Here is a 19,074-nt window from a genome sequence, read left to right as displayed (position 1 = left end):
GTGCTCGCGGGGCATGCCCTGCGGCAAATTATGAGGTGCACTATTTTTTCAGTCAAGCAGATTGTCAGACAATCAGACTATTGACGATCGCGGGAAAATTGCCGGACAATCAGACAAAACAGTGGGCGTAAATCCCCTGCAAAGCCCGTCACCCCATCACAAGAGGAACTCATGGCAGACATCAAATCCGAAACCCAGGCCCTGTTCGACCAAGGCCTGAACCTGCGCCGCGAAGTGCTGGGCACGGAATACGTGGACGGCTCCATCGCCCGCGCCAACGAATTCATGATGGCCTTCCAGCACATCACCACCGAATGGTGCTGGGGCTATACCTGGGGCCGTCCCGGTCTGGAAAAGAAGACCCGCAGCATGCTCAACCTGGCCATGCTGACCGCGCTGAACCGCCCGGCCGAGATCAAGCTGCACGTCAAGGGCGCGCTGAACAACGGCGTGACGGTCGAGGAGATCAAGGAAATCCTGCTGCAGGCCACGGTCTACTGCGGCATCCCGGCGGGGCTGGACGCGTTCAAGGTCGCCAACCAGGTGCTGGAAGAAGAGGGCGCTTTCAAGGAGTCCAAGGCATGAACGCCCCGCAAGAGCGGGTGGGCCTGATCGGCATCGGCAGCATGGGTTGGCCCATGGCGGCCCGCCTGGTGCAGGCCGGTTTTGCGGTCACGGTGTTCGACGCCGTGCCCGGCCAGGCCGCCAAGTTCGCCCAGGAAGTAGGCGGCCAGGCCGCAGCCACCTGCGCCGAATTGGCCGCGCAGTCCGACATCATCTTCACCATGCTGCCCACCAGCGCGATCGTCGAGCAGGTGCTGAACGGCGAACAGGGCGTGCTGGCGGGTTTGCACCAGGGTAGCGTGGTCGTGGACATGAGTTCCGGCGTGCCGGCGCATACCCAGCGCCTGGCGCAGGCCGTGGCCGCCGCTGGCGGCGTCATGGTCGACGCGCCGGTTTCCGGCGGCGTGCCGCGCGCCCGCACGGGCGAACTGGCCATCATGTACGGCGGACCCGCGGCGACGCTGGAGCGGGTGCGTCCGGCCCTGTCCAGCATGGGCACGACGATCACGCCCGTGGGTGAGGTGGGCAGCGCCCATGCCATGAAGGCGTTGAACAACCTGGTGTCGGCAGGCGGCTTCCTGATCGGCGTCGAGGCCATGCTGATCGGCCAGCAGTTCGGCCTGGATCCGAACGTTATCGTCGACGTACTCAACGCGTCGACCGGCATGAACAATTCCACCCAGAAGAAGTTCAAGCAGTTCGTGCTGTCGCGCCAGTTCAATTCGGGCTTCGGCCTGGACCTGATGGTCAAGGACCTGGGCATTGCGCTAGGCATCGCGACCGACACCGGCACGCCCACGCCGTTTGCCTCGCTGTGCCGCGAACTTTGGGCCTCGGCCGGCAAGACGCTGGGCAAGGGCCAGGACCACACCGCCGTCGCCCGCCTGTCCGAGCAACTGGCCGGCGTGGAGCTGGGCGCCAGGCAGCAAGACTGAAACCGTTGCGGCCGGGTTGGCGTCCGGCCGCGTCCTATCGCTCAGTGTTTACCCTGGCACTGTGCTTTACGGCAAATTTGTATGATGACATTATGACTTCACTCTTGGAAGGCAACGTCGTCATGCCCTTGGCATCCACATTACGCATGCTCGCCCCTTGTCCGGCCGGCGGGCGTCCATGACCGAAGAATCCCGCATCCGCGAAGAGATCTGCGCCGTAGGCGCCAGCCTCTACAACCGTGGCTATACCGTGGGCGCCGCCGGCAACATCAGCGCGCGCCTGGACGATGGCTGGCTGATCACGCCGACCGATGCCTGCCTGGGCAGGCTGGATCCCGTCCAACTGTCCAAGGTCGATGCGGCGGGCAGGCATGTTTCGGGCGGCAAGCCGTCCAAGACGCTGGAGCTGCATCGCGGCATCTACCAGGCCAGTCCCGGCGCTCGCGGCATCGTGCATACGCATTCCACGCATCTGGTGGCGCTGACGCTCGCGGGCGTATGGCGGCCCGATGAAGTGCTGCCGCCGATCACGCCCTATCAGGTCATGAAGGTCGGCAGGATTCCGCTGATCCCCTATCGCCGTCCCGGCGACCCGCAGGCCGCAGCCGAGGTCGCCGCCGTGGCCGGAGAGGTGCGCGGGGCGCTATTCGAGCGCCTGGGGCCGGTGGTGTGGGAGCGTTCCGTGGCGCATGCGGCTTACGCGCTGGAAGAACTGGAAGAAACCGCCCGCCTGTGGCTGATGAGCGATCCCCGGCCGGCGCCATTGAGCGCGGCGGCGATCGACGAACTGCGCGACGTGTTCGGCGCGCGCTATTGAATCAAGGAATCGCGATGCCGCGCCTGGCCGCCAATCTCAGCATGATGTACACCGAGCATCCTTTCCTGGACCGGTTTGCCGCGGCCGCGGGGGACGGATTCGCGGGAGTGGAGTTCCTGTTTCCCTACGAGTACCCGGCAGCCGAACTCAAGGCGCGGCTGCAAGCGCAAGGGTTGACCCAGGCGCTGTTCAACGCGCCGCCCGGGGATTGGGCCGCGGGCGAGCGCGGCACAGCCTCGCTGCCAGGCCGTGAAAGCGAGTTTCGGCGCGGAGTCGACCAAGCCTTGGAATATGCCGCTGCGCTGGGCAACCGCAAGCTGCATCTGATGGCTGGGCTGATACAGCCCGGACAGGACCGCGCGGCGCATCGCGCGGTCTATCTGGAGAACCTTGTGTGGGCCGCGCGCGCTGCGGCATCCGCCGACGTGACGGTGGTGATCGAGCCGATCAACACGCGCGACATTCCGGGATTCTTTCTCAACCGCCAGGACGAGGCCCAAGCCGTCTGTGCCGAAGTCGGCGCAGACAATCTGAAAGTCCAGTTCGACATCTACCACTGCCAGATCGTGGAAGGCGATATCGCGGTCAAGCTCAAGCGCGACATGGCGGGCATCGGCCACATCCAGATCGCGGGTGTGCCCGACCGCCACGAGCCGGACCTGGGAGAGCTGAACTATCCATATCTGTTCGAACAGATCGATGCGTTGGGTTATGCCGGCTGGATCGGTTGCGAATACCGGCCCCGGGCCGGCACCTCCGCCGGGCTGGGCTGGGCCCGGCCCTATCTGACACACACGGGGCATACCGCGATATGAAGATACTCATCACCGGCGGCGCCGGATTCCTGGGGCAGCGCCTGGCCCGCAAGTTGCTGGAGCGCGGCACGCTGGCATTGGATGGCGGCAAGCCCGAAGCCATCACGCGGATCGACCTGCTGGATGTGGTGCAGGCGCAGGGGCCGGACGATCCGCGCATCCATGCGCAGCTTGGCGATATCGCCGACCCCGCGATGCTGCGGCAGGCCATTGACACGCAAACCCGCGCCATCTTCCATCTGGCCGCCATCGTCAGCGGGCAGGCTGAGGCGGACTTCGACCTGGGGATGCGCATCAACCTGGACGCGTCGCGCGCGCTGCTCGAAACCTGCCGCGCGCTGGGCCACAAGCCGCGGGTAATCTTCACCAGTTCGGTCGCGGTGTACGGCGGCGCGCTGCCCGACACCGTGCGCGACGATACCGCGCTCAATCCCCAATCGTCCTACGGCACGCAGAAGGCCATTGCCGAACTGCTGCTGGCGGACTACACGCGGCGCGGCTACGTGGACGGGCGCGTGCTGCGCCTGCCCACCATCAGCGTGCGTCCGGGGCGGCCCAATGCGGCGGCGTCGTCGTTTGCCAGCGGCATCATCCGCGAACCATTGAACGGCTTGGAGGCCGCCTGCCCGGTCAGCGCCGATACGCGCCTGTGGCTGCTGTCGCCGCGCGGCGCGATACAGGCCCTGATCGCCGGCTGCGAGCTCGAGACGGCCGCCGTCGCGGACCGCGCTCCCATCAATTTGCCTGGCGTGTCGGTCACGGCAAGCGAAATGGTGCAAGCGCTGCGAGAGGTCGCGGGCGAGGAGGTCGCCGGCCGTGTCGGCTGGAAGCCTGACGAGCGCGTCGAGCGCATCGTGGGCAGCTGGCCTGGACGCTGGGACACCGCTCGGGCCGAGCGCCTGGGCCTGCGCGGCGACGCCGACTTCGCGGACATCATCCGCGCCTACATGGCCGACGACCTGCCGCGCTGAGCGCCGGCAGCTCTCCATTCCTACCGTAGCCGGGCCGCCAACGATATGAGCAATCCTCAAACCCCATCCCGCCGAGTCGGCGTCATCGGCCTGGGCGCCATGGGCGCGGGCATCGCGCAAAGCCTGCGCCGGGCGGGCCACGACGTGCACGTGTACGACATCCGCAAGGAAGCTTGCGCGGCATTCGCGGTGCAGGGCGGCGTGGCCTGCGCCACCCTGGCCGACATGGCGGCCGCCTGCGACATCGTCATCAGCGTGGTCGTCAACGCCCAGCAGACCGAGGAGGTGCTGTACGGGGAAGGCGGCCTTGCCGCCGCGCTGCGCCCGGGGGCGGTGTTCGTGATGTGTTCCACCGTGGATCCCAATTGGTCCATCGCGCTGGAGGCGCGGCTCGAAGCGCAGGGCATCCTGTACCTGGACGCGCCCATCTCGGGCGGCGCCGCGCGCGCGGCTTCGGGCGAGATGACGATGATGACCGCCGGGCGCGCGGCGGCCTATGACGCCTGCGGCGCGGTGCTGGAATCCATGGCCGGCAAGGTCTACCGCCTGGGCGACCGCGCCGGCGCGGGCAGCAAGGTCAAGATCATCAACCAGCTGCTGGCGGGCGTGCACATCGCAGCGGCGGCCGAGGCCATGGCGCTGGGACTGCGCGAAGGCGTGGACGCGGACGCCCTGTATGAAGTGATCACGCATAGCGCGGGCAATAGCTGGATGTTCGAGAACCGCATGGCCCATGTGCTGGCCGGCGACTACACGCCGCTCTCCGCGGTCGACATCTTCGTCAAGGACCTGGGGCTGGTGCTGGACACCGCCCGGCATACCCGCTTTCCCTTGCCGCTGGCCTCCACCGCGCATCAGATGTTCATGCAGGCCTCCAGCGCCGGCCACGGCCGCGAGGACGACAGTGCGGTGATCAAGATATTCCCGGGCATCGCCCTGCCGGAGGCCAAATGAGCATCAAACTGGGCTGCATCGCCGATGACTTCACCGGCGCCACCGATCTGGCCAACAACCTTGTGCGCGCCGGCATGCGCACCGTGCAGACCGTAGGCATACCGGGCGAACCCCTGCGCGGCGCGGCGGATGCGGTGGTGGTCGCGCTGAAAACCCGCACGCTGCCCGCGGCCGAGGCCGTGGCGCAGTCGCTGGCGGCGCTGGAGTGGCTGCTGGCGCAGGGCGCGGAACAGATCTACTTCAAGTATTGCTCCACTTTCGACAGCACGCCCGAGGGCAACATCGGGCCGGTCGCCGATGCGCTGATGACGCGGCTGGACACGGATTTCACCATCGCCACGCCGGCCTTTCCGGACAACAAGCGCACGGTGTTCAAAGGCTATCTGTTCGCAGGGGATGTGCTGCTGAACGAATCGGGCATGCAGCACCATCCGCTGACGCCCATGACCGACCCGAATCTGGTGCGCGTTCTGTCCGCGCAGACTTCCCGCCGAGTCGGGTTGATCGACTACAGCGTCGTGGCGCGCGGTAGCGAGGCCATCCGCGCCCGCATTCAAGAGTTGCAGGCGCAGGGTGTGGGGATCGCCATCGTGGACGCCGTGTCCAATGACGACCTGCTGGCCTTGGGCCCCGCGCTTGCCGGCATGCCGCTGGTGACGGCGGGGTCGGGCGTGGCGATCGGACTGCCCGGCAACTGGGGGCTGGCGGCGGCGTCCGCGGACGCCCGGCAACCGCGCCAGCGCGGCTTGCAGGCGGTGGTGGCGGGCAGTTGCTCGGCGGCAACCAATGGCCAGGTGGCTGCATTCATTGAAAGCGGCCGGCCGGCGTTGGCGCTGGATCCGCGGCGGCTGGCTGCGGGTCACGACGTCGTGGGCGAGGCGCTGGCTTGGGCCGATGCGCGCATGCACGATGGCCCCGTGCTGATCTACTCCACCGCGCAGCCCGCGCAGGTGAGGCAGGCGCAGAGCGAACTTGGCGCTGCGCGCGCGGGCGCCATGATCGAGGACGCCATCGCGCGCATCGCGGCGGGTCTGGTCGAACGCGGCGTGCGGCAACTGATCGTGGCGGGCGGCGAGACCTCGGGGGCGGTGGTGCAGGCGTTGGGACTGCAGCAGATCGCCATCGGTGAGCAGATCGATCCCGGCGTTCCCTGGTGCTCCGGTCATGCGCCCGCGGCACAAGGCGACATCAGCATCGCGCTGAAATCAGGCAACTTCGGCACGCGGGATTTCTTCATCAAGGCATTCGGCTAGGCGCCGGCCGCAGCGCATGCGCCGCGGCGCTCCCGTCTAGCGGTGCGCCTGGCTCAACCGCTTGGCCGCATTCACCATATGGATGCGCGCGGCCTCGCGCGCGCCGTCCACGTCCCTGCCGCGTATGGCTTCGACGATGGCGATGTGTTCCTGCAGTACGTCGCGCATCAGGCTGGCGTGGCGCGCCTCGTTGGCGCGCGTGACGCGCGTGGCCGCTTCCAGGAACTGGCTGACGAAGGCCAGGGTTGTCAGGAAATAGGGGTTGCCGGTGGCGCGGGCGATGCTGCGATGGAAGGCGACGTCTTCCTGCACGCCGTCGCCGCCGTTTTCCACAGCCTGCGAAATGGCGGCCAGCGCGGCGTCGATCTCCGCCATGTCCTGCTTTTTCCGCACTGCCGCGGCTTGCGCGGCGATCTCGGTTTCCAGCGCGCGGCGCAGATCCACGATATGCAGCACGGCGTCCAGCGAGGACAGATCGGCGGCGTCGATGCGCAGAGCGCGGTTGCCGGCGTGGCCGGTGACGTACACGCCGCTGCCTTGTCGCGCTTCGACGATGCCGTCCTGCCGCAGCCGCGAAACCGCTTCGCGGATGACCGTGCGGCTGACGCCGAACTGCTCCGCCAGCGCGCTTTCCGTGGGCAATTTTTCCCCGGGCGGCACGCGACCTCCGTCGATCTCGGCGAGCAGGCGCTTGGCGACGGTGTCGGTCAGCGTGGGAGGAGTCGGAAGTCGGGGGAACACCATCGCCCTATGATACGCGCGCCCGTGCCGGCCCGGCCATGAGCGGCAGCGGTACATTCACTGCGTCTGCAAGCTTGCGTCATTTTCGAAATGTTATATCATTCGTCAATTATTTGGTACGTTATAACATTTGAAAGAGGGCGATGATGAATGGCAAGAAACTGGGGTGGCAGAGGGAACGCGGCGGCAGGGTTGCCCTGCGGGCGGGCCGCCGGGGTGCGCTGAAGCCTCTGGTCTGCGCGCTGATGCTGGCTGCGCCCGCCGCGCAGGCCGACGAAGCCGCGGAAGCCGCGGCGGAACGCTCGGCCGCCAGGACGCTGGCGCCGATCACGGTTTCCGCCAACCCGCTGGGGCTGGACCTGAACAGCACCACCTTGCCGGCCTCGGTGCTGGAAGGCGACGCGCTGATCGAGCAGCGCAACGGCACCCTGGGCGACACGCTGAAGAACCTGCCCGGCGTAAACAGCGACACCTTCGGCGGCGGCGCCAGCCGCCCCGTGATCCGCGGCCAGACTGCGCCGCGGGTAAAGGTGCTGTCCGACGGCTCCGAGGTGATGGACGCGTCCAGCATCTCTCCTGACCATGCGGTGACGGTGGAGCCGCTATTGGCTGAACGCATCGAAGTGCTGCGCGGTCCGGCAACGCTGCTGTATGGGGGCGGCGCGATCGGCGGCGTGGTCAATGTGGTGGACAAGAAGATCCCGACGGCGGTGCCGGAAAAAGGCATAGAAGCCGAGGCCGAGCTGCGCGGCGCCACGGGCACCAAGGAACGTGCGGGTGCGGTGGGTATCACCGCGGGCGAAGGACAGTTCGCGGTGCGCGTGGAAGGCCTGAAGCGCCGCACCAGCGACTATGACGTGCCGGATTGGCCGGGCGGCAAGCTGGAAGGTTCGTACAGCGAGTCGACGCAGGGTACGGTGGGCATGTCCTGGATCACGCCGCGCGGCTACGTCGGCCTGGCGTTCACGCATCTGGAAAGCAAGTACGGCCTGCCCGGACATAACCACGAATACGAAGGCTGCCACCCGCACGGTACTCATCTGCATTGCGGCGGGCATGATCATGACCACGACGAAGACGGCCACGATCACGACCATGAGCACGAACACGGCGGCGTGCCTTACGTGAAGCTGCGCAGCAACCGCCTCGATCTGCGCGCCGAGTACCAGGATCCGTTTGCGGGCTTCGAGAAAATCCGCGTGCGCGGCGGCCTGACCGACTACCAGCACGACGAAATCGAAGGCGGCGAGGTGGGCACTCGCTTCAAGAACAAGGGCTACGACCTGCGCGTGGAAATGCAGCACAAGCCCATCGCAGGCTGGCGCGGCGTGGTGGGCGTGCAGAATGCCTACAGCGATTTCCGCGCCGATGGCGAAGAGGCGTTCCTGCCGCGCAGCAAGACGCGCTCATACGGCCTGTTCGTGCTGGAGGAGTACCAGTTGAACGACTGGCGCTTCGAACTGGGCGCGCGGCAGGACTGGCAGCGCATCTCGCCCACGGGCGGCGCGCAGCGCAGCAGCCTGTCCGGCACGTCCTTGTCGGCCGCGGCCATCTGGGACTTCGCGCCGCAGTATTCGGTGGCCCTGTCCCTGTCGCGCTCGCAGCGCCTGCCCACCGCGCAAGAACTGTATGCGGACGGCGTGCACCTGGCCACCAACACCTACGAACTGGGCAATCCGAACCTGGGCCGCGAGACCTCGCACAACATCGACCTGACCTTGCGCAAGCATTCGGGCGACACGACGTTCTCGGCCAGCGTGTTCCACAATCGCGTGAAGAACTACATCTATGCCAACACGCTGGACCGCTACGAAGACTTTCGTCTGATCGAGTACACCCAGCGCGACGCAGAGTTCACGGGCGTGGAGGGCGAACTGCGCCACCAGTTCACCCCGGTGTTTTCGGCTGCGGTATTCGGCGACTACGTGCGCGGCAAGCTGACGGGCGGCGATGGCAACCTGCCGCGCATCCCGGCAGCGCGCGCCGGCGTGCGCGCGGATATGAAGTGGCAGCAGTGGTCGGGCGGCGTCGAGTACGCGCGCGTGTTTGCGCAGAAGGACATCGCTGCCTACGAGGAGACCACGCCTGGCTACAACATGGTCAATGCGGTGGTGGCCTACCGCGGCCAATATGGCGCCACGGGCTATGAGGTCTACCTGCGCGGCACGAATCTGCTGAACAAGCTGGCGTACAACCACGCGTCCTTCATTTCGACGGTGGCGCCGCTGCCCGGGCGCAGCGTGCTGCTGGGCGTGCGCATGACGTATTGATTTTTCCAGCCATTGGCGGATGCCTCCAAGGCGGAATGGGCATGTCCCCGTTCCGCCATTTTTTTCGTTCTACGGGTAGACCCCGATGGCAGGCATGTTGACGGCCTTCAAAGCCGTTCCTAGAATTTGATTTGTGATCACATATCAAAAATAGCAAACAAGGGACGCAGCATGGCCCAGCACGAACTGTTCGATCTCGAAGGCAGGATTGTCTTGATCACCGGCGCGGCAGGCGGTATCGGCGCCGCGCTCAGCCGGGCGTATGCCCAGGCGGGCGCGACGCTGGTGCTGACCGACCTGGCGGGGGAAAAGCTCGACGCGCTGGCGTCCGAGTTGCGCGGATCCGGCGCCAAGACCGGAAGCTACGCGCTGCAGGTGGAGGATCGCGCCGCGTGCGCCGCGGTGGTGGACGAGGCGGTGGCCGCCTTCGGCGGGGTGGACGTGCTGGTGAACTGCGCCGGCGTCAATACCCGCATGCGTCCGGAGCAGTACGCCGAAGACGTCTGGGACCGTATTATCGACATCAATCTGAAGGGCAGCTTCAACATGTGCCAGGCCGTGCACGCATCCATGCAGGCGCGCCGCAAGGGCAAGATCATCAACATCGGCTCCATCCTGGCACTGGCGTCCAACGCCATGACCGCGGCCTATTCGGCCAGCAAGGGAGGGGTGCTGCAGCTGACCCGTTCGTTGGCCTGCGCCTGGGCGGCCGATGGCATCACCGTCAACGTGATCCAGCCCGGCTGGATCGACACGGCGCTGTCGCGCCAGGCGCGGGTAGACATTCCTGGCCACGCGGAACGCGTCGTGGCGACCACGCCCATGGGCCGCTGGGGCGAACCGGAAGACATGGTCGGACCCGCCCTGTTCCTGGCCAGCGCCGCGTCCGACTTCATGACGGGCGCCAGCGTGGTGGTGGACGGCGGCGTGACCGCGCATATCTGAACGCCGCGCGGCGGCCGCAAAGCACAACGAGGGGACGGCATGCAACTCGAAGAAATCCGGCAGAAGACGCCGGTGCACGAACTGGTGGTGGAAGAGAGCGACTGGGCGCAGCTGACACGCGCCGACGCCCTGCGCCTGACGACGCTGTTCCTGGCCGCGCGCCGCTTCGAGGAAAAAATCCTGCAGCTGGACAAGCTGAACCTGGTGCACGGGCCGGCGCATTCCAGCATCGGCCAGGAAGGCGCCGCGGCCGGTTGTATCGCCGCACTGCCCGTCGGCACGCTGATGAATGGCACGCACCGCGCGCATCACCAGTGCATTGCAAAGGCCATCAACGCGCTCTACGACGGCGACCTGGACCCCTCCGCGGCCGGCCTGACGCTGCGCATGCGCCAGGAAATCCAGGGAATGATGCACGAGATCCTGGGTTTGAAGGACGGCTGGGCCGGCGGCCGTGGCGGTTCCATGCACCTGCGCCGCGCGGAGCTCGGCATCATGGGCACGAATGCCATCGTCGCGGGCGGCATTCCCATCGCTTGCGGCCACGCCTACGCGGAAAAGCAGCGTGGCTCGGGCAAGACCATGGTCACGTTTTTCGGCGACGGCGCGGTGCACCAGGGCGCCACCCACGAAGCCATGAACCTGGCGGCGCTGTACGGCCTGCCCATGATCTTCTTCCTGGAGAACAACAAGTACGCCGTCTCCATGAGCGTGGAGCAATCCACTTTCGAGACGGAATTGCTGACCCGGCCGCAGGGCCACGGCATCGCCGGAGTCAAGGTGGACGGCATGAACCCGTTCGCCACCTGGCTGGCCACGCGCTGGGCGCAAGACCATATCGTCCGCACCGGGCGCCCGGCCTTCGTCCTGGCAGAGGTGTACCGTTACTACCACCAGAGTTCTTCGATTCCGGGCAGCGCTTTCGGCTACCGCACGCGCGAAGAGGAAAACGCGTGGAAGGCACGCGATCCCTGGCTGTTCCTGCAACAGGAACTGAAGGCGCGCGGCATTCTGCGCGAGGAAGAGTTGGCGGCCGTCGACGCCGCGGTGACGGACGCGGTGGAAGCGGCCGCCGCCTCCTGCATCGAAGGCGCAGGCTCGTCGGCCCGCATACGCGCCGGCCTTTGGCCGGCGGCGGCCAGCGTGGACGAACACCTCAATAGCGACATGTCGGAGTTCGATGGCGTGCGCTACGCCGAGGCGGAGGACTATGCCGCCGAAGAGATGGAACCCCTGTCCTACATCGAGGCGATCTCGCGGGCCATGGGCGCGCGCATGGCCGAAGACGAAACAATCCACGTGTTCGGCGAGGACGTGGCCAACATGGGCGGGGGCACCGTGGGCGCCACCCGCGGACTGACGGAGACATACGCCGGCCGGCTGGTGAATACTCCGATCACTGAGAACGGATTCTGCGGCCTGGCCACCGGCGCAGCGCTGTCGGGCCTGAAGCCCGTGGTCGAGCTGATGTATAGCGACTTCTTCCTGGTGGCGGGCGACCAGCTGCTGAACCAGGCCGGCAAGATCCGTCACTTGTTCAATGGCACGGCCGAAGTGCCGTTGGTGCTGCGCGCGCGCATCCCCGGGCCGGAAGGCTATGGCTCGCAGCATTCCATGGACCCGGCAGGCGTGTTCGCGCTGTTTCCGGGGTGGCGCATCGTGGCGCCGTCCAATGCTTTCGATTACGTGGGCCTGATGAACTCGGCGCTGCGCTGCAAAGACCCGGTGCTGGTCATCGAGCCGCAGCAGCTGCACAAGCGCAAGACGTTGGTGCCCAAGGACCTGGACTACTACATCCCCATCGGCCGCGCCAAGCGCGTACGCGAGGGGGACCAGATCACACTGCTGACGACCCTGACCATGGTGGATGAATGCTGCCGCATGGTGGAAGAGGCGGGCATACGCGCCGACGTCATCGACCTGCGCACCTTGTCGCAGCGGGACATTGATTACGAAACCATCGGCCGGTCCGTCATGAAGACGGGCCGCGTCGCCATCGTCGAACAGACCACGCGCGGCGCCAGCCTGGGTGCGCTGATCGCCGACGAGATCCAGCGGCGCTACTTCGACTACCTGGACCAGCCGGTCAAGCGCGTCACCGGCCGCTGGGCGCCTCCCGTGGTGTCGCAGGCGCTGGAGCGCGCGGCGCTGGCGGGAGAGGACGACATCCGTGCCCTGATTCGTGAAATGCAGGCCGACAGTGCGTTCTCGGTCGGCCAACAGGAGCAAGCTCATGCCGCGCGCGCTTGAGGGCAAGACGGTGTTGATCACCGGCGCGGCCGGCGGCATCGGCCGCGCGACCGCCGAAGTCTGCGGCGAGCAGGGCGCATCGCTGGTGCTGGCCGATCGCGAACCACCGCAGGAACTGGTTGCGCAGTTGCAAGCCAAGGGCGTGCCGGCGCGCGCCATCGCCTTCGACGTGACGGACCGGGCCGCCGCCGAGGCGGCCGTGGCCGACATCGGGCGCCTGGACGCGCTGGTGGCCAATGCGGGCTATTGTCCCTGGGACGACTGGCACGAGGCGGGCTGGGACGAGGTCTTCCACCATGTCATCGACGTCAATCTGCTGGGGCTGATGCACCTGACGCGCGCCGTGCTGGCGAAGATGAGCGCGCAGGGCGCCGGCCGCATGGTGCTGGTGTCTTCCGTCGCCGCGCGCATGGGAGGGCTGGCCGCCAGTCCACACTACGTTGCGGCCAAGGGCGGCACGCAGGCTTTCGTCAAATGGCTGGCCCGCAAGGCGGCCGATTCCGGCGTCACCGTCAATAGCGTCGCGCCAGGCGCGACCGAGACGGGAATGACCCGTGGGCAGGCCTTCGATGCGAATAGAATTCCGCTGCGGCGCATAGCCCGGCCTCGCGAAATCGCCTTGCCCATCGCCTTTCTCTGTTCCGATGGCGCGAGCTACATCTGCGGCGCCACCCTGGACGTGAACGGTGGCGTCTACATGAATTGAGACGACATGGACAACAGCACACTGGAAGGCCTGCTCGAAAAGCAGGAACGCGTCACCGTCGCGGATCAGATCTATCAACGGACCCGTGAACTCCTGATGAGCGGCGCCGTGCCGCCGGGAGAGAAAGTCACCTTGCGCGGGCTGGCCTCGGTGCTTAACACCAGTCCCATGCCGGTACGCGAAGCGGTCAACAAACTTGTCGCCGAAGGGGCGTTGGAAATGTTGCCCAGCCGTGGCCTGCGCGTGCCCAAGCCCGGCCTGACCAAGTTCCGCGAGATCGTGCGCATCCGCTGCTGCATGGAAGGCTTCGCGGCGGCCGAGGCGGCCCAGATCATGACGGATGCGACCGTGGCGCGCATACAGCGCTACGCCGACGAGTTCGACAAACTTGGGCATCAACGCAAGATCGATACCTTGAAGACCATCGAGGCCAACCGCAATCTGCATTTCACGCTGTATGAGGCGGCCGGAATGCCTCTGTTGGTCACGATGATAGAGAACATCTGGCTGCAGATCGCGCCGCTGTTTTCACTCAGCATGGGCAGCAAGGACCGCAAGTCCGAAAGCTGGGAATCCTTCAGCCACCACGCCGCCTTGTTGGACGCCTTGAAGCGCCGCGACGGCGAAGCTGCGCGCGCGGCCATCGTGGCGGACATATCGGACGCAGCCCTGTACATCGAGAAGACAGGCAATCTGGCCAACACATAGAGCGAGTAAGACATGGATATCGAGGTCGTGATGCCCGCCATAGGCGCGGGCACGACGCAGGGCAAGATACTGCAGTGGCTGAAGCAGTCCGGCGACACGGTCAAGGTGGGCGATATCCTGGCCGAGATCGAGACCGACAAGGCCGTCATAGAACTGGAAGCCCTGGACGATGGGGTGCTGGACCGCATCCATGTGCCCGCGGGCGATGCCGAGGTACCGGTAGGCGGCGTCATCGCGACGCTGCTGCGCCGGGGCGGTGCGATGCAGCCGGCCGCCAGTCCGCCACCGGCAATCGCGAACCCGCCAGCAGCGGCTCCCCAGGCCGTCACGCGTCCTGCCCTTGCGGCCGACCTGCCATCCGGGGATCGTTCGGGCCTGGCGGAGCAGCGCCTGTTCGCCAGCCCATCCGCGCGACGCCTGGCGCGCGCGCTGGGCGTGGACCTGCACACGCTTTCCGGCAGCGGCCCGAACGGCCGCATCGTGCGGATCGACATCGAGAATGCCGCCGCGGCATCCGCACAATCCGGGGCTACCCCCGCCGCGCCGGTCTCCAGCGCCGGCTTGCAGCCGCACAGTTCCATGCGCGCCACCATCGCGCGCCGCCTGGTGCAGTCCAAGCAGCAGGTGCCGCACTTTTACCTGACGGTGGATTGCCGCATGGACGCGCTGCTGGCCGCCCGTGCCGCATTGAATGCGCGCAGCGAGTCTGCGCGTGAGCCCATGCGCCATTCCCTTAACGATCTGCTGTCGATGGCGGTGGCACGGGCGGCCGGCCAAGTCCCGGGCATCAATGCGCAATGGACGGACGAAGGCATCGTGCAGCTGGGCCAGGTGGACCTGAGCATCGCCGTGGCGCTGGAGTCCGGACTTATCACGCCCATCGTGCGCAACGCGAACCGGAAATCCCTGCGCGAGCTCTCCACCGAGATCGCGCAGTTGGCGGAACAGGCGCGCCGTGGCCGTTTGCGACCCGAACAATACGAAGGCGGCAGCCTCACGCTGTCGAATCTGGGCATGCATGGCGTGCGCGAGTTTGCCGCCATCATCAATCCTCCCCAAAGCGTCATCCTGGCCGCGGGCGCCGTGGTCAGGCAGCCGGTGGTCGACGGCGACGACATCCGCGTGGGCCACGTCATGAGCCTTACGTTGTCGGCGGATCACCGCGTGGTGGACGGCGCGCTGGGCGCGCGCTTCCTGGGGGCGGTAAAGCAATTGCTGGAGAATCCGATCGAATTGATTCTCTAGCGTCCTGGGCGGGACCTGGACGATATCCACGGCATCAGCGCGCAGGGTGGACCGCGAACGGCGCACAGACCGATGGCGGAAGCAAGTCGAAGCAGCATTACATCTAGTCAGGAGACAAAGTAATGAGTAAGCAGAAGCAGCTAATCCGCATTGCCTGCGCGGCGGCCTTCGTGGCCCTGGCGCCGGGCGCCTGGGCGCAGGCCGACATCAAGATTGGCTACAACAGCGATATGTCCGCCAGCGGCTCCGCCGACTTCGGCGTGTCGGCCCTCTCCGGGGCGCGGCAGGCCGCCGAGGAGATCAATGCGGCGGGCGGGGTGCTGGGCCGCAAGCTGGTCATCGTGCCGCGCGACGACGTGGGTTCGCCGCCCAAGTCGATCCAGAACACCAACGAACTCGTGGACAACGAGAAGGTCGTGGCAATGCTGGGTGGGGTGAACTCCGGCAATATGCTGGCCTGGCTGCACATCGTGCAGCAGAAGAAGGTGCCGACGATTTCGCCGTCCGCCACGGCCACGGAGATCACCAACCGCTATGGCAAGGAGCCGGCCAACTACGTCTTCCGCGTGTCCATGCGCGACCTGGACCAGATCACGCTCCTGGCGGCCTACGCCGCCAAGGCCACCAAGAACAAGAAGATCGCCATCATCGCCGACACCACCGGGTACGGGCAGCAGGGCGCCAAGGATGCGGCGCATGTGCTGAGCCTGTACGGCATCACGCCCGTGGCCAACGAGAAGTTCGGTCCCAAGGACACGGACATGTCGTCGCAGCTGAACAAGATCAAGGCCGCGGGCGCGGACACGGTCATCGTGTATGCGCTGGCTGACGCCAACGGCCACCTGATGCGCAGCCAGGAAAAGATCAATTACTTCCCGGTCACGCTCGGCTCCTGGGCCAACCTCAGTCCGCCGTTCTTGCGTATCGCGGGGCCGGAGCTGGCCAAGAAGATGATCTTCACCGCCTCCATCACCGAGGATTCCACGCCGCAATCGCGCGCGCTCTACGACGCCATCATCAAGAAGGACGGCAAGCTGCCGACTTATGTGTTCGCGGCGCACGCTTATGACTCGGTCAAGATCCTGGCGGCGGCGATGACGCAGGCCAATTCCACCGACGGCGAGAAGGTGCAGCAGGCGCTGGACAAGCTGGGTAAGGTAGACGGCGTGATCAAGACCTACGCGCCGGCCTTCACCAAGGAAAACCACGAAGCGCTGTCGTACCGCGATTTTCGTCTGGTGCGCTGGATCGATGGCAAGGTGGTCACGGTCGACGACGAAGTCAGCCGCAGCATCAAGCCGGACGAACTCAAGCAGTAGGGTGGCAGGCAGGCGCCGGCCTGGGTTCAGGGCTGGCGCTTGCTCAGGTGGTTCACGAAGAGCTTGGCAGCCGTGGGCAGGGCGTCGAAGGAGCGCACGCAGATCTGGATCTGGCGCCGCGCCCAGGGTTCGGTCAGGGGAATGATGCGGATGTCGAACATGGCCGAGTAGCGGCGCGCGATGTCCAGCGGCAGCACGCCTATGCCCAGCCCCGAATTCACCATGAAGCACAGCGCGTCGAAGCCGGTGACCTGCACCTTGAGCTGGATGTTGCGTTTTTCATCGCTGGCGGCGTTGGACAGGATGCGGTTGATGGCGCTGCCGCGGTGCAAGCCGACGAAATCGTGTTCCAGCGCGTCGGCGAAGCGAAAGCCCGGCCTGTCCCGCAGGGGATGGTCGGCGGGCACCACCAGCGCCAGCGTGTCCTCGCGGTAGGGGTGGATTTCCACGTCGTGGTCTGGCGCGGTGCCGGAAAAGATGCCTACGTCGGCTGCGTTTTCGGCGACCGACTTGATGATGGTCGAGGTGATTTTCTCTTCCAGGTCGACCTGCACGTTGGGGTAGTCGTTCAGGAAGAGCTTGATGTCCTGGGGCAGGAACTGGGTGATCGCGGAAATATTGGCGTGCACCCGGATGAAGCCCCGCAGGCCGCGCGAGTAGTCGCGCATGTGGACCGAGATTTCATCCAGTTCGTGCAGGGCGCGCCGCGCCATGGTGGACAGCGCGACGCCGGCCGGCGTGGGACGGATGCCCTTGTTGGTGCGGATGAGCAGCCGGATCTTGAGGTTCTCTTCCAGCTCGCTGATCCGCTTGCTGATGGCGGCCGCGGCGATGTGCTCGTGTTCGGCCGCTGCGGCGATGGTGCCTTGCTCGACCACGCTGATGAAGAGCTTGAGGGAGGTGGGATCGAGACGCATGGCGGGACGGGCGGGAAAGCGGACGAGAAGTTCCATTGTAGCCATGGGCAGGCTTGTCATCGCGGATGGTGATGGCGGCATCGCTAATGACTGCTGTTGCGCAGGCGGGCGCCAGGGCTATCCTCCCCAAAAAATTTCGCCCGGCCCCCCAGCGCGGACCGTGCGGAGCATGATGGATGGAGCGCGAGACAAATGAATCTGCAGAATAGCCAGCTGCTGCGGCAGCAGGCCTACATCGGCGGCGCCTGGTGCGACGCCGACAATGGCGCCACCATTACGGTGCGCAATCCCTTTGACGCCAGCGTGCTGGGTACGGTGCCTAATCTGGGCCAGGCCGAGACGGCCCGCGCCATCGCGGCCGCCGATGACGCCCTGCCGGCCTGGCGGGCCAGGACGGGCAAGGAGCGCGGCGCCATCCTGCGGAAATGGCATGCCCTGATCGAGGCGCACGCCGACGACCTGGCGCTGCTGCTGACGCTGGAGCAGGGCAAGCCGCTGGCCGAAGCCCGCGGCGAGCTGAATTACGCCTTGTCCTTCGTCGAATGGTTCGCGGAAGAGGCCAAGCGCGTGTATGGCGACGTGCTGCCCCATACCCGCGGCGACCAGCGCATGCTGGCCATCCGGCAACCCGTGGGCGTGTGCGCGGCGATCATCGCCTGGAACTTTCCCTCGGCCCTGGTCACGCGCAAGGTCAGTCCGGCGCTGGCCGCCGGTTGCACGGTGGTGCTCAAGCCGTCCGAGCTGACGCCGTTCACTGCGCTGGCGCTGGCCTGGCTGGGCGAGCAGGCCGGCATCCCGCCCGGCGTGCTCAACGTGGTCATCGGCGACCCCGCGCCCATCGGCACGGAGCTGACGCAGAACCCCACGGTGCGCAAGCTGACCTTCACCGGTTCCACCCAGACGGGCCGGCTGCTGATGCAGCAAAGCGCTTCCAACATCAAGAAGCTGTCGCTGGAACTGGGCGGCAACGCGCCCTTCATCGTGTTCGAGGACGCCGATCTGGACGAGGCCGTGCAAGGCCTGGTGCAGTCCAAGTTCCGCAACGCCGGCCAGACCTGCGTATGCGCCAACCGCGTCTACGTCCATGCCAGCGTCGCAGACGCCTTCAACGACAAGCTGCTGGCGGAAATGCGCCGCATGAAGGTGGGCGGCGGGCTGGAAGAAGGCGTTACGCAAGGACCGCTGATCGACCAGCGCGCGGTGGACAAGGTGGCCCGCCTGGTGGACGACGCCACGGCGCGCGGCGCGCGCCTCCTGGCGGGCGGCAAGCTGCGCGAGCCGGGCACGCTGCTGTATGAGCCGACCCTGCTGGCCGGCATCACGGATGCCATGGAGCTGGCGCACGAAGAGATCTTCGGCCCGGTGGTGGGCATCAGTACCTTCGAATCCGAAGCCGCCGTGCTGGCGCGCGCCAACGATAGTGCCTCGGGCCTGGCCGCCTATTTCTACACCGCCAACCTGGAGCGGGTCTGGCGCATGATGGAAGGGCTGGAATACGGCATTGTCGGCGTGAACACCGGCGCCGTGTCCAATGAGGTCGGCCCCTTCGGCGGCATCAAGGAGTCGGGCGTGGGCCGCGAGGGTTCCAAGTACGGCATCGAAGAGTTCCTGGAAATCAAGTACGTCTGCCTTGCCGGCAAGTCGTTCAACGCGATTCCCTGACG

General features: G+C 66.4%; 17 protein-coding genes. 15 read left to right on the top strand and 2 right to left on the bottom strand.

The genetic code is table 11. The features are described from left to right. Positions 1 to 171: 171 nt before the first annotated feature. The 7 genes from HV766_RS25095 to otnK all read left to right on the top strand — a co-directional run bounded on the left by HV766_RS25095 (position 172) and on the right by otnK (position 6,309). Complete coding sequence (locus HV766_RS25095; RefSeq protein ID WP_054457663.1) at positions 172 to 585, top strand: carboxymuconolactone decarboxylase family protein; 414 nt, start codon at positions 172 to 174, stop codon at positions 583 to 585. Beyond that, positions 582 to 1,499 (top strand): NAD(P)-dependent oxidoreductase, encoded by a 918-nt coding sequence (locus HV766_RS25090; RefSeq protein WP_054457662.1) that lies wholly within the window; start codon positions 582 to 584, stop codon positions 1,497 to 1,499. The genes HV766_RS25095 and HV766_RS25090 overlap by 4 nt, the downstream gene beginning before the upstream one ends. A 178-nt stretch (positions 1,500 to 1,677) precedes the next feature. After that, complete coding sequence (otnC, locus tag HV766_RS25085) at positions 1,678 to 2,316, top strand: 3-oxo-tetronate 4-phosphate decarboxylase (protein WP_175160850.1); 639 nt, start codon at positions 1,678 to 1,680, stop codon at positions 2,314 to 2,316. Positions 2,317 to 2,330: 14 nt separating this feature from the next. Further along, the gene (otnI, locus tag HV766_RS25080) at positions 2,331 to 3,131 is read left to right on the top strand and encodes a 2-oxo-tetronate isomerase (RefSeq protein WP_175182028.1); all 801 of its coding nucleotides are present in this window, start codon (positions 2,331 to 2,333) and stop codon (positions 3,129 to 3,131) included. Next, positions 3,128 to 4,102 (top strand): D-erythronate dehydrogenase, encoded by a 975-nt coding sequence (denD, locus tag HV766_RS25075; protein WP_054457659.1) that lies wholly within the window; start codon positions 3,128 to 3,130, stop codon positions 4,100 to 4,102. Before otnI ends, denD begins: the two co-directional genes overlap by 4 nt. Before the next feature lie 45 nt (positions 4,103 to 4,147). After that, the gene (ltnD, locus tag HV766_RS25070) at positions 4,148 to 5,056 is read left to right on the top strand and encodes an L-threonate dehydrogenase (RefSeq protein WP_125470487.1); all 909 of its coding nucleotides are present in this window, start codon (positions 4,148 to 4,150) and stop codon (positions 5,054 to 5,056) included. After that, positions 5,053 to 6,309 (top strand): 3-oxo-tetronate kinase, encoded by a 1,257-nt coding sequence (otnK, locus tag HV766_RS25065; RefSeq protein ID WP_119450247.1) that lies wholly within the window; start codon positions 5,053 to 5,055, stop codon positions 6,307 to 6,309. The genes ltnD and otnK overlap by 4 nt, the downstream gene beginning before the upstream one ends. A gap of 36 nt (positions 6,310 to 6,345) precedes the next feature. Here otnK and HV766_RS25060 read toward each other — a convergent pair whose 3' ends face one another. Next, positions 6,346 to 7,053 carry a FadR/GntR family transcriptional regulator gene (locus HV766_RS25060; protein WP_054457656.1) on the bottom strand — a complete coding sequence of 236 codons (708 nt, stop codon included), beginning with the start codon at positions 7,051 to 7,053 and terminating at the stop codon, positions 6,346 to 6,348. A 242-nt stretch (positions 7,054 to 7,295) separates the two neighbouring features. On the opposite strand from HV766_RS25060, the gene HV766_RS25055 reads away from it, so the two are divergent. From HV766_RS25055 to HV766_RS25025, 7 genes are all read left to right on the top strand, one after another. After that, positions 7,296 to 9,320 (top strand): TonB-dependent receptor domain-containing protein, encoded by a 2,025-nt coding sequence (locus HV766_RS25055; RefSeq protein ID WP_370540033.1) that lies wholly within the window; start codon positions 7,296 to 7,298, stop codon positions 9,318 to 9,320. Positions 9,321 to 9,491: 171 nt separating this feature from the next. Next, the gene (locus tag HV766_RS25050; RefSeq protein WP_082401235.1) at positions 9,492 to 10,265 is read left to right on the top strand and encodes an SDR family NAD(P)-dependent oxidoreductase; all 774 of its coding nucleotides are present in this window, start codon (positions 9,492 to 9,494) and stop codon (positions 10,263 to 10,265) included. Positions 10,266 to 10,304: 39 nt separating this feature from the next. Then, positions 10,305 to 12,515: an alpha-ketoacid dehydrogenase subunit alpha/beta gene (locus tag HV766_RS25045; RefSeq protein ID WP_175182026.1), complete on the top strand. Its 2,211-nt coding sequence runs from the start codon at positions 10,305 to 10,307 to the stop codon at positions 12,513 to 12,515. After that, a complete protein-coding gene (locus HV766_RS25040; protein ID WP_054457654.1) occupies positions 12,499 to 13,221 on the top strand; it encodes an SDR family NAD(P)-dependent oxidoreductase in 723 nt (240 codons plus the stop codon). The genes HV766_RS25045 and HV766_RS25040 overlap by 17 nt, the downstream gene beginning before the upstream one ends. A gap of 6 nt (positions 13,222 to 13,227) precedes the next feature. Then, positions 13,228 to 13,929 carry a GntR family transcriptional regulator gene (locus tag HV766_RS25035; protein WP_054457653.1) on the top strand — a complete coding sequence of 234 codons (702 nt, stop codon included), beginning with the start codon at positions 13,228 to 13,230 and terminating at the stop codon, positions 13,927 to 13,929. A gap of 12 nt (positions 13,930 to 13,941) precedes the next feature. Next, positions 13,942 to 15,174 (top strand): dihydrolipoamide acetyltransferase family protein, encoded by a 1,233-nt coding sequence (locus HV766_RS25030; protein WP_175160864.1) that lies wholly within the window; start codon positions 13,942 to 13,944, stop codon positions 15,172 to 15,174. Positions 15,175 to 15,296: 122 nt separating this feature from the next. Continuing rightward, positions 15,297 to 16,493: an ABC transporter substrate-binding protein gene (locus tag HV766_RS25025; protein WP_054457651.1), complete on the top strand. Its 1,197-nt coding sequence runs from the start codon at positions 15,297 to 15,299 to the stop codon at positions 16,491 to 16,493. A 26-nt stretch (positions 16,494 to 16,519) separates the two neighbouring features. Here HV766_RS25025 and HV766_RS25020 read toward each other — a convergent pair whose 3' ends face one another. Beyond that, positions 16,520 to 17,410 carry a LysR family transcriptional regulator gene (locus HV766_RS25020; RefSeq protein WP_054457650.1) on the bottom strand — a complete coding sequence of 297 codons (891 nt, stop codon included), beginning with the start codon at positions 17,408 to 17,410 and terminating at the stop codon, positions 16,520 to 16,522. A gap of 192 nt (positions 17,411 to 17,602) precedes the next feature. Here HV766_RS25020 and HV766_RS25015 point away from each other — a divergent pair, with 192 nt between their 5' ends. Continuing rightward, positions 17,603 to 19,072 carry an NAD-dependent succinate-semialdehyde dehydrogenase gene (locus HV766_RS25015; RefSeq protein WP_175182025.1) on the top strand — a complete coding sequence of 490 codons (1,470 nt, stop codon included), beginning with the start codon at positions 17,603 to 17,605 and terminating at the stop codon, positions 19,070 to 19,072. Positions 19,073 to 19,074: the final 2 nt, after the last annotated feature.

It is taken from the genome of Achromobacter aegrifaciens (assembly GCF_902859735.1).
GTDB classification, from domain to species: Bacteria; Pseudomonadota; Gammaproteobacteria; order Burkholderiales; family Burkholderiaceae_B; genus Achromobacter; species Achromobacter aegrifaciens.
The sequence above is the reverse complement of the archived record's forward strand: the minus strand, read 5'-3'. Positions and strand labels throughout refer to the sequence as shown.

What these genes read in the sequence shown, in the direction of transcription:
- HV766_RS25095 (WP_054457663.1), top strand. Translation starts at nt 172, where the DNA reads ATGGCAGACATCAAATCCGAAACCCAGGCCCTGTTCGACCAAGGCCTG.
- HV766_RS25090 (WP_054457662.1), top strand. Translation starts at nt 582, where the DNA reads ATGAACGCCCCGCAAGAGCGGGTGGGCCTGATCGGCATCGGCAGCATG.
- otnC (WP_175160850.1), top strand. Translation starts at nt 1,678, where the DNA reads ATGACCGAAGAATCCCGCATCCGCGAAGAGATCTGCGCCGTAGGCGCC.
- otnI (WP_175182028.1), top strand. Translation starts at nt 2,331, where the DNA reads ATGCCGCGCCTGGCCGCCAATCTCAGCATGATGTACACCGAGCATCCT.
- denD (WP_054457659.1), top strand. Translation starts at nt 3,128, where the DNA reads ATGAAGATACTCATCACCGGCGGCGCCGGATTCCTGGGGCAGCGCCTG.
- ltnD (WP_125470487.1), top strand. Translation starts at nt 4,148, where the DNA reads ATGAGCAATCCTCAAACCCCATCCCGCCGAGTCGGCGTCATCGGCCTG.
- otnK (WP_119450247.1), top strand. Translation starts at nt 5,053, where the DNA reads ATGAGCATCAAACTGGGCTGCATCGCCGATGACTTCACCGGCGCCACC.
- HV766_RS25060 (WP_054457656.1), bottom strand. Translation starts at nt 7,053, where the DNA reads ATGGTGTTCCCCCGACTTCCGACTCCTCCCACGCTGACCGACACCGTC.
- HV766_RS25055 (WP_370540033.1), top strand. Translation starts at nt 7,296, where the DNA reads ATGCTGGCTGCGCCCGCCGCGCAGGCCGACGAAGCCGCGGAAGCCGCG.
- HV766_RS25050 (WP_082401235.1), top strand. Translation starts at nt 9,492, where the DNA reads ATGGCCCAGCACGAACTGTTCGATCTCGAAGGCAGGATTGTCTTGATC.
- HV766_RS25045 (WP_175182026.1), top strand. Translation starts at nt 10,305, where the DNA reads ATGCAACTCGAAGAAATCCGGCAGAAGACGCCGGTGCACGAACTGGTG.
- HV766_RS25040 (WP_054457654.1), top strand. Translation starts at nt 12,499, where the DNA reads ATGCCGCGCGCGCTTGAGGGCAAGACGGTGTTGATCACCGGCGCGGCC.
- HV766_RS25035 (WP_054457653.1), top strand. Translation starts at nt 13,228, where the DNA reads ATGGACAACAGCACACTGGAAGGCCTGCTCGAAAAGCAGGAACGCGTC.
- HV766_RS25030 (WP_175160864.1), top strand. Translation starts at nt 13,942, where the DNA reads ATGGATATCGAGGTCGTGATGCCCGCCATAGGCGCGGGCACGACGCAG.
- HV766_RS25025 (WP_054457651.1), top strand. Translation starts at nt 15,297, where the DNA reads ATGAGTAAGCAGAAGCAGCTAATCCGCATTGCCTGCGCGGCGGCCTTC.
- HV766_RS25020 (WP_054457650.1), bottom strand. Translation starts at nt 17,410, where the DNA reads ATGCGTCTCGATCCCACCTCCCTCAAGCTCTTCATCAGCGTGGTCGAG.
- HV766_RS25015 (WP_175182025.1), top strand. Translation starts at nt 17,603, where the DNA reads ATGAATCTGCAGAATAGCCAGCTGCTGCGGCAGCAGGCCTACATCGGC.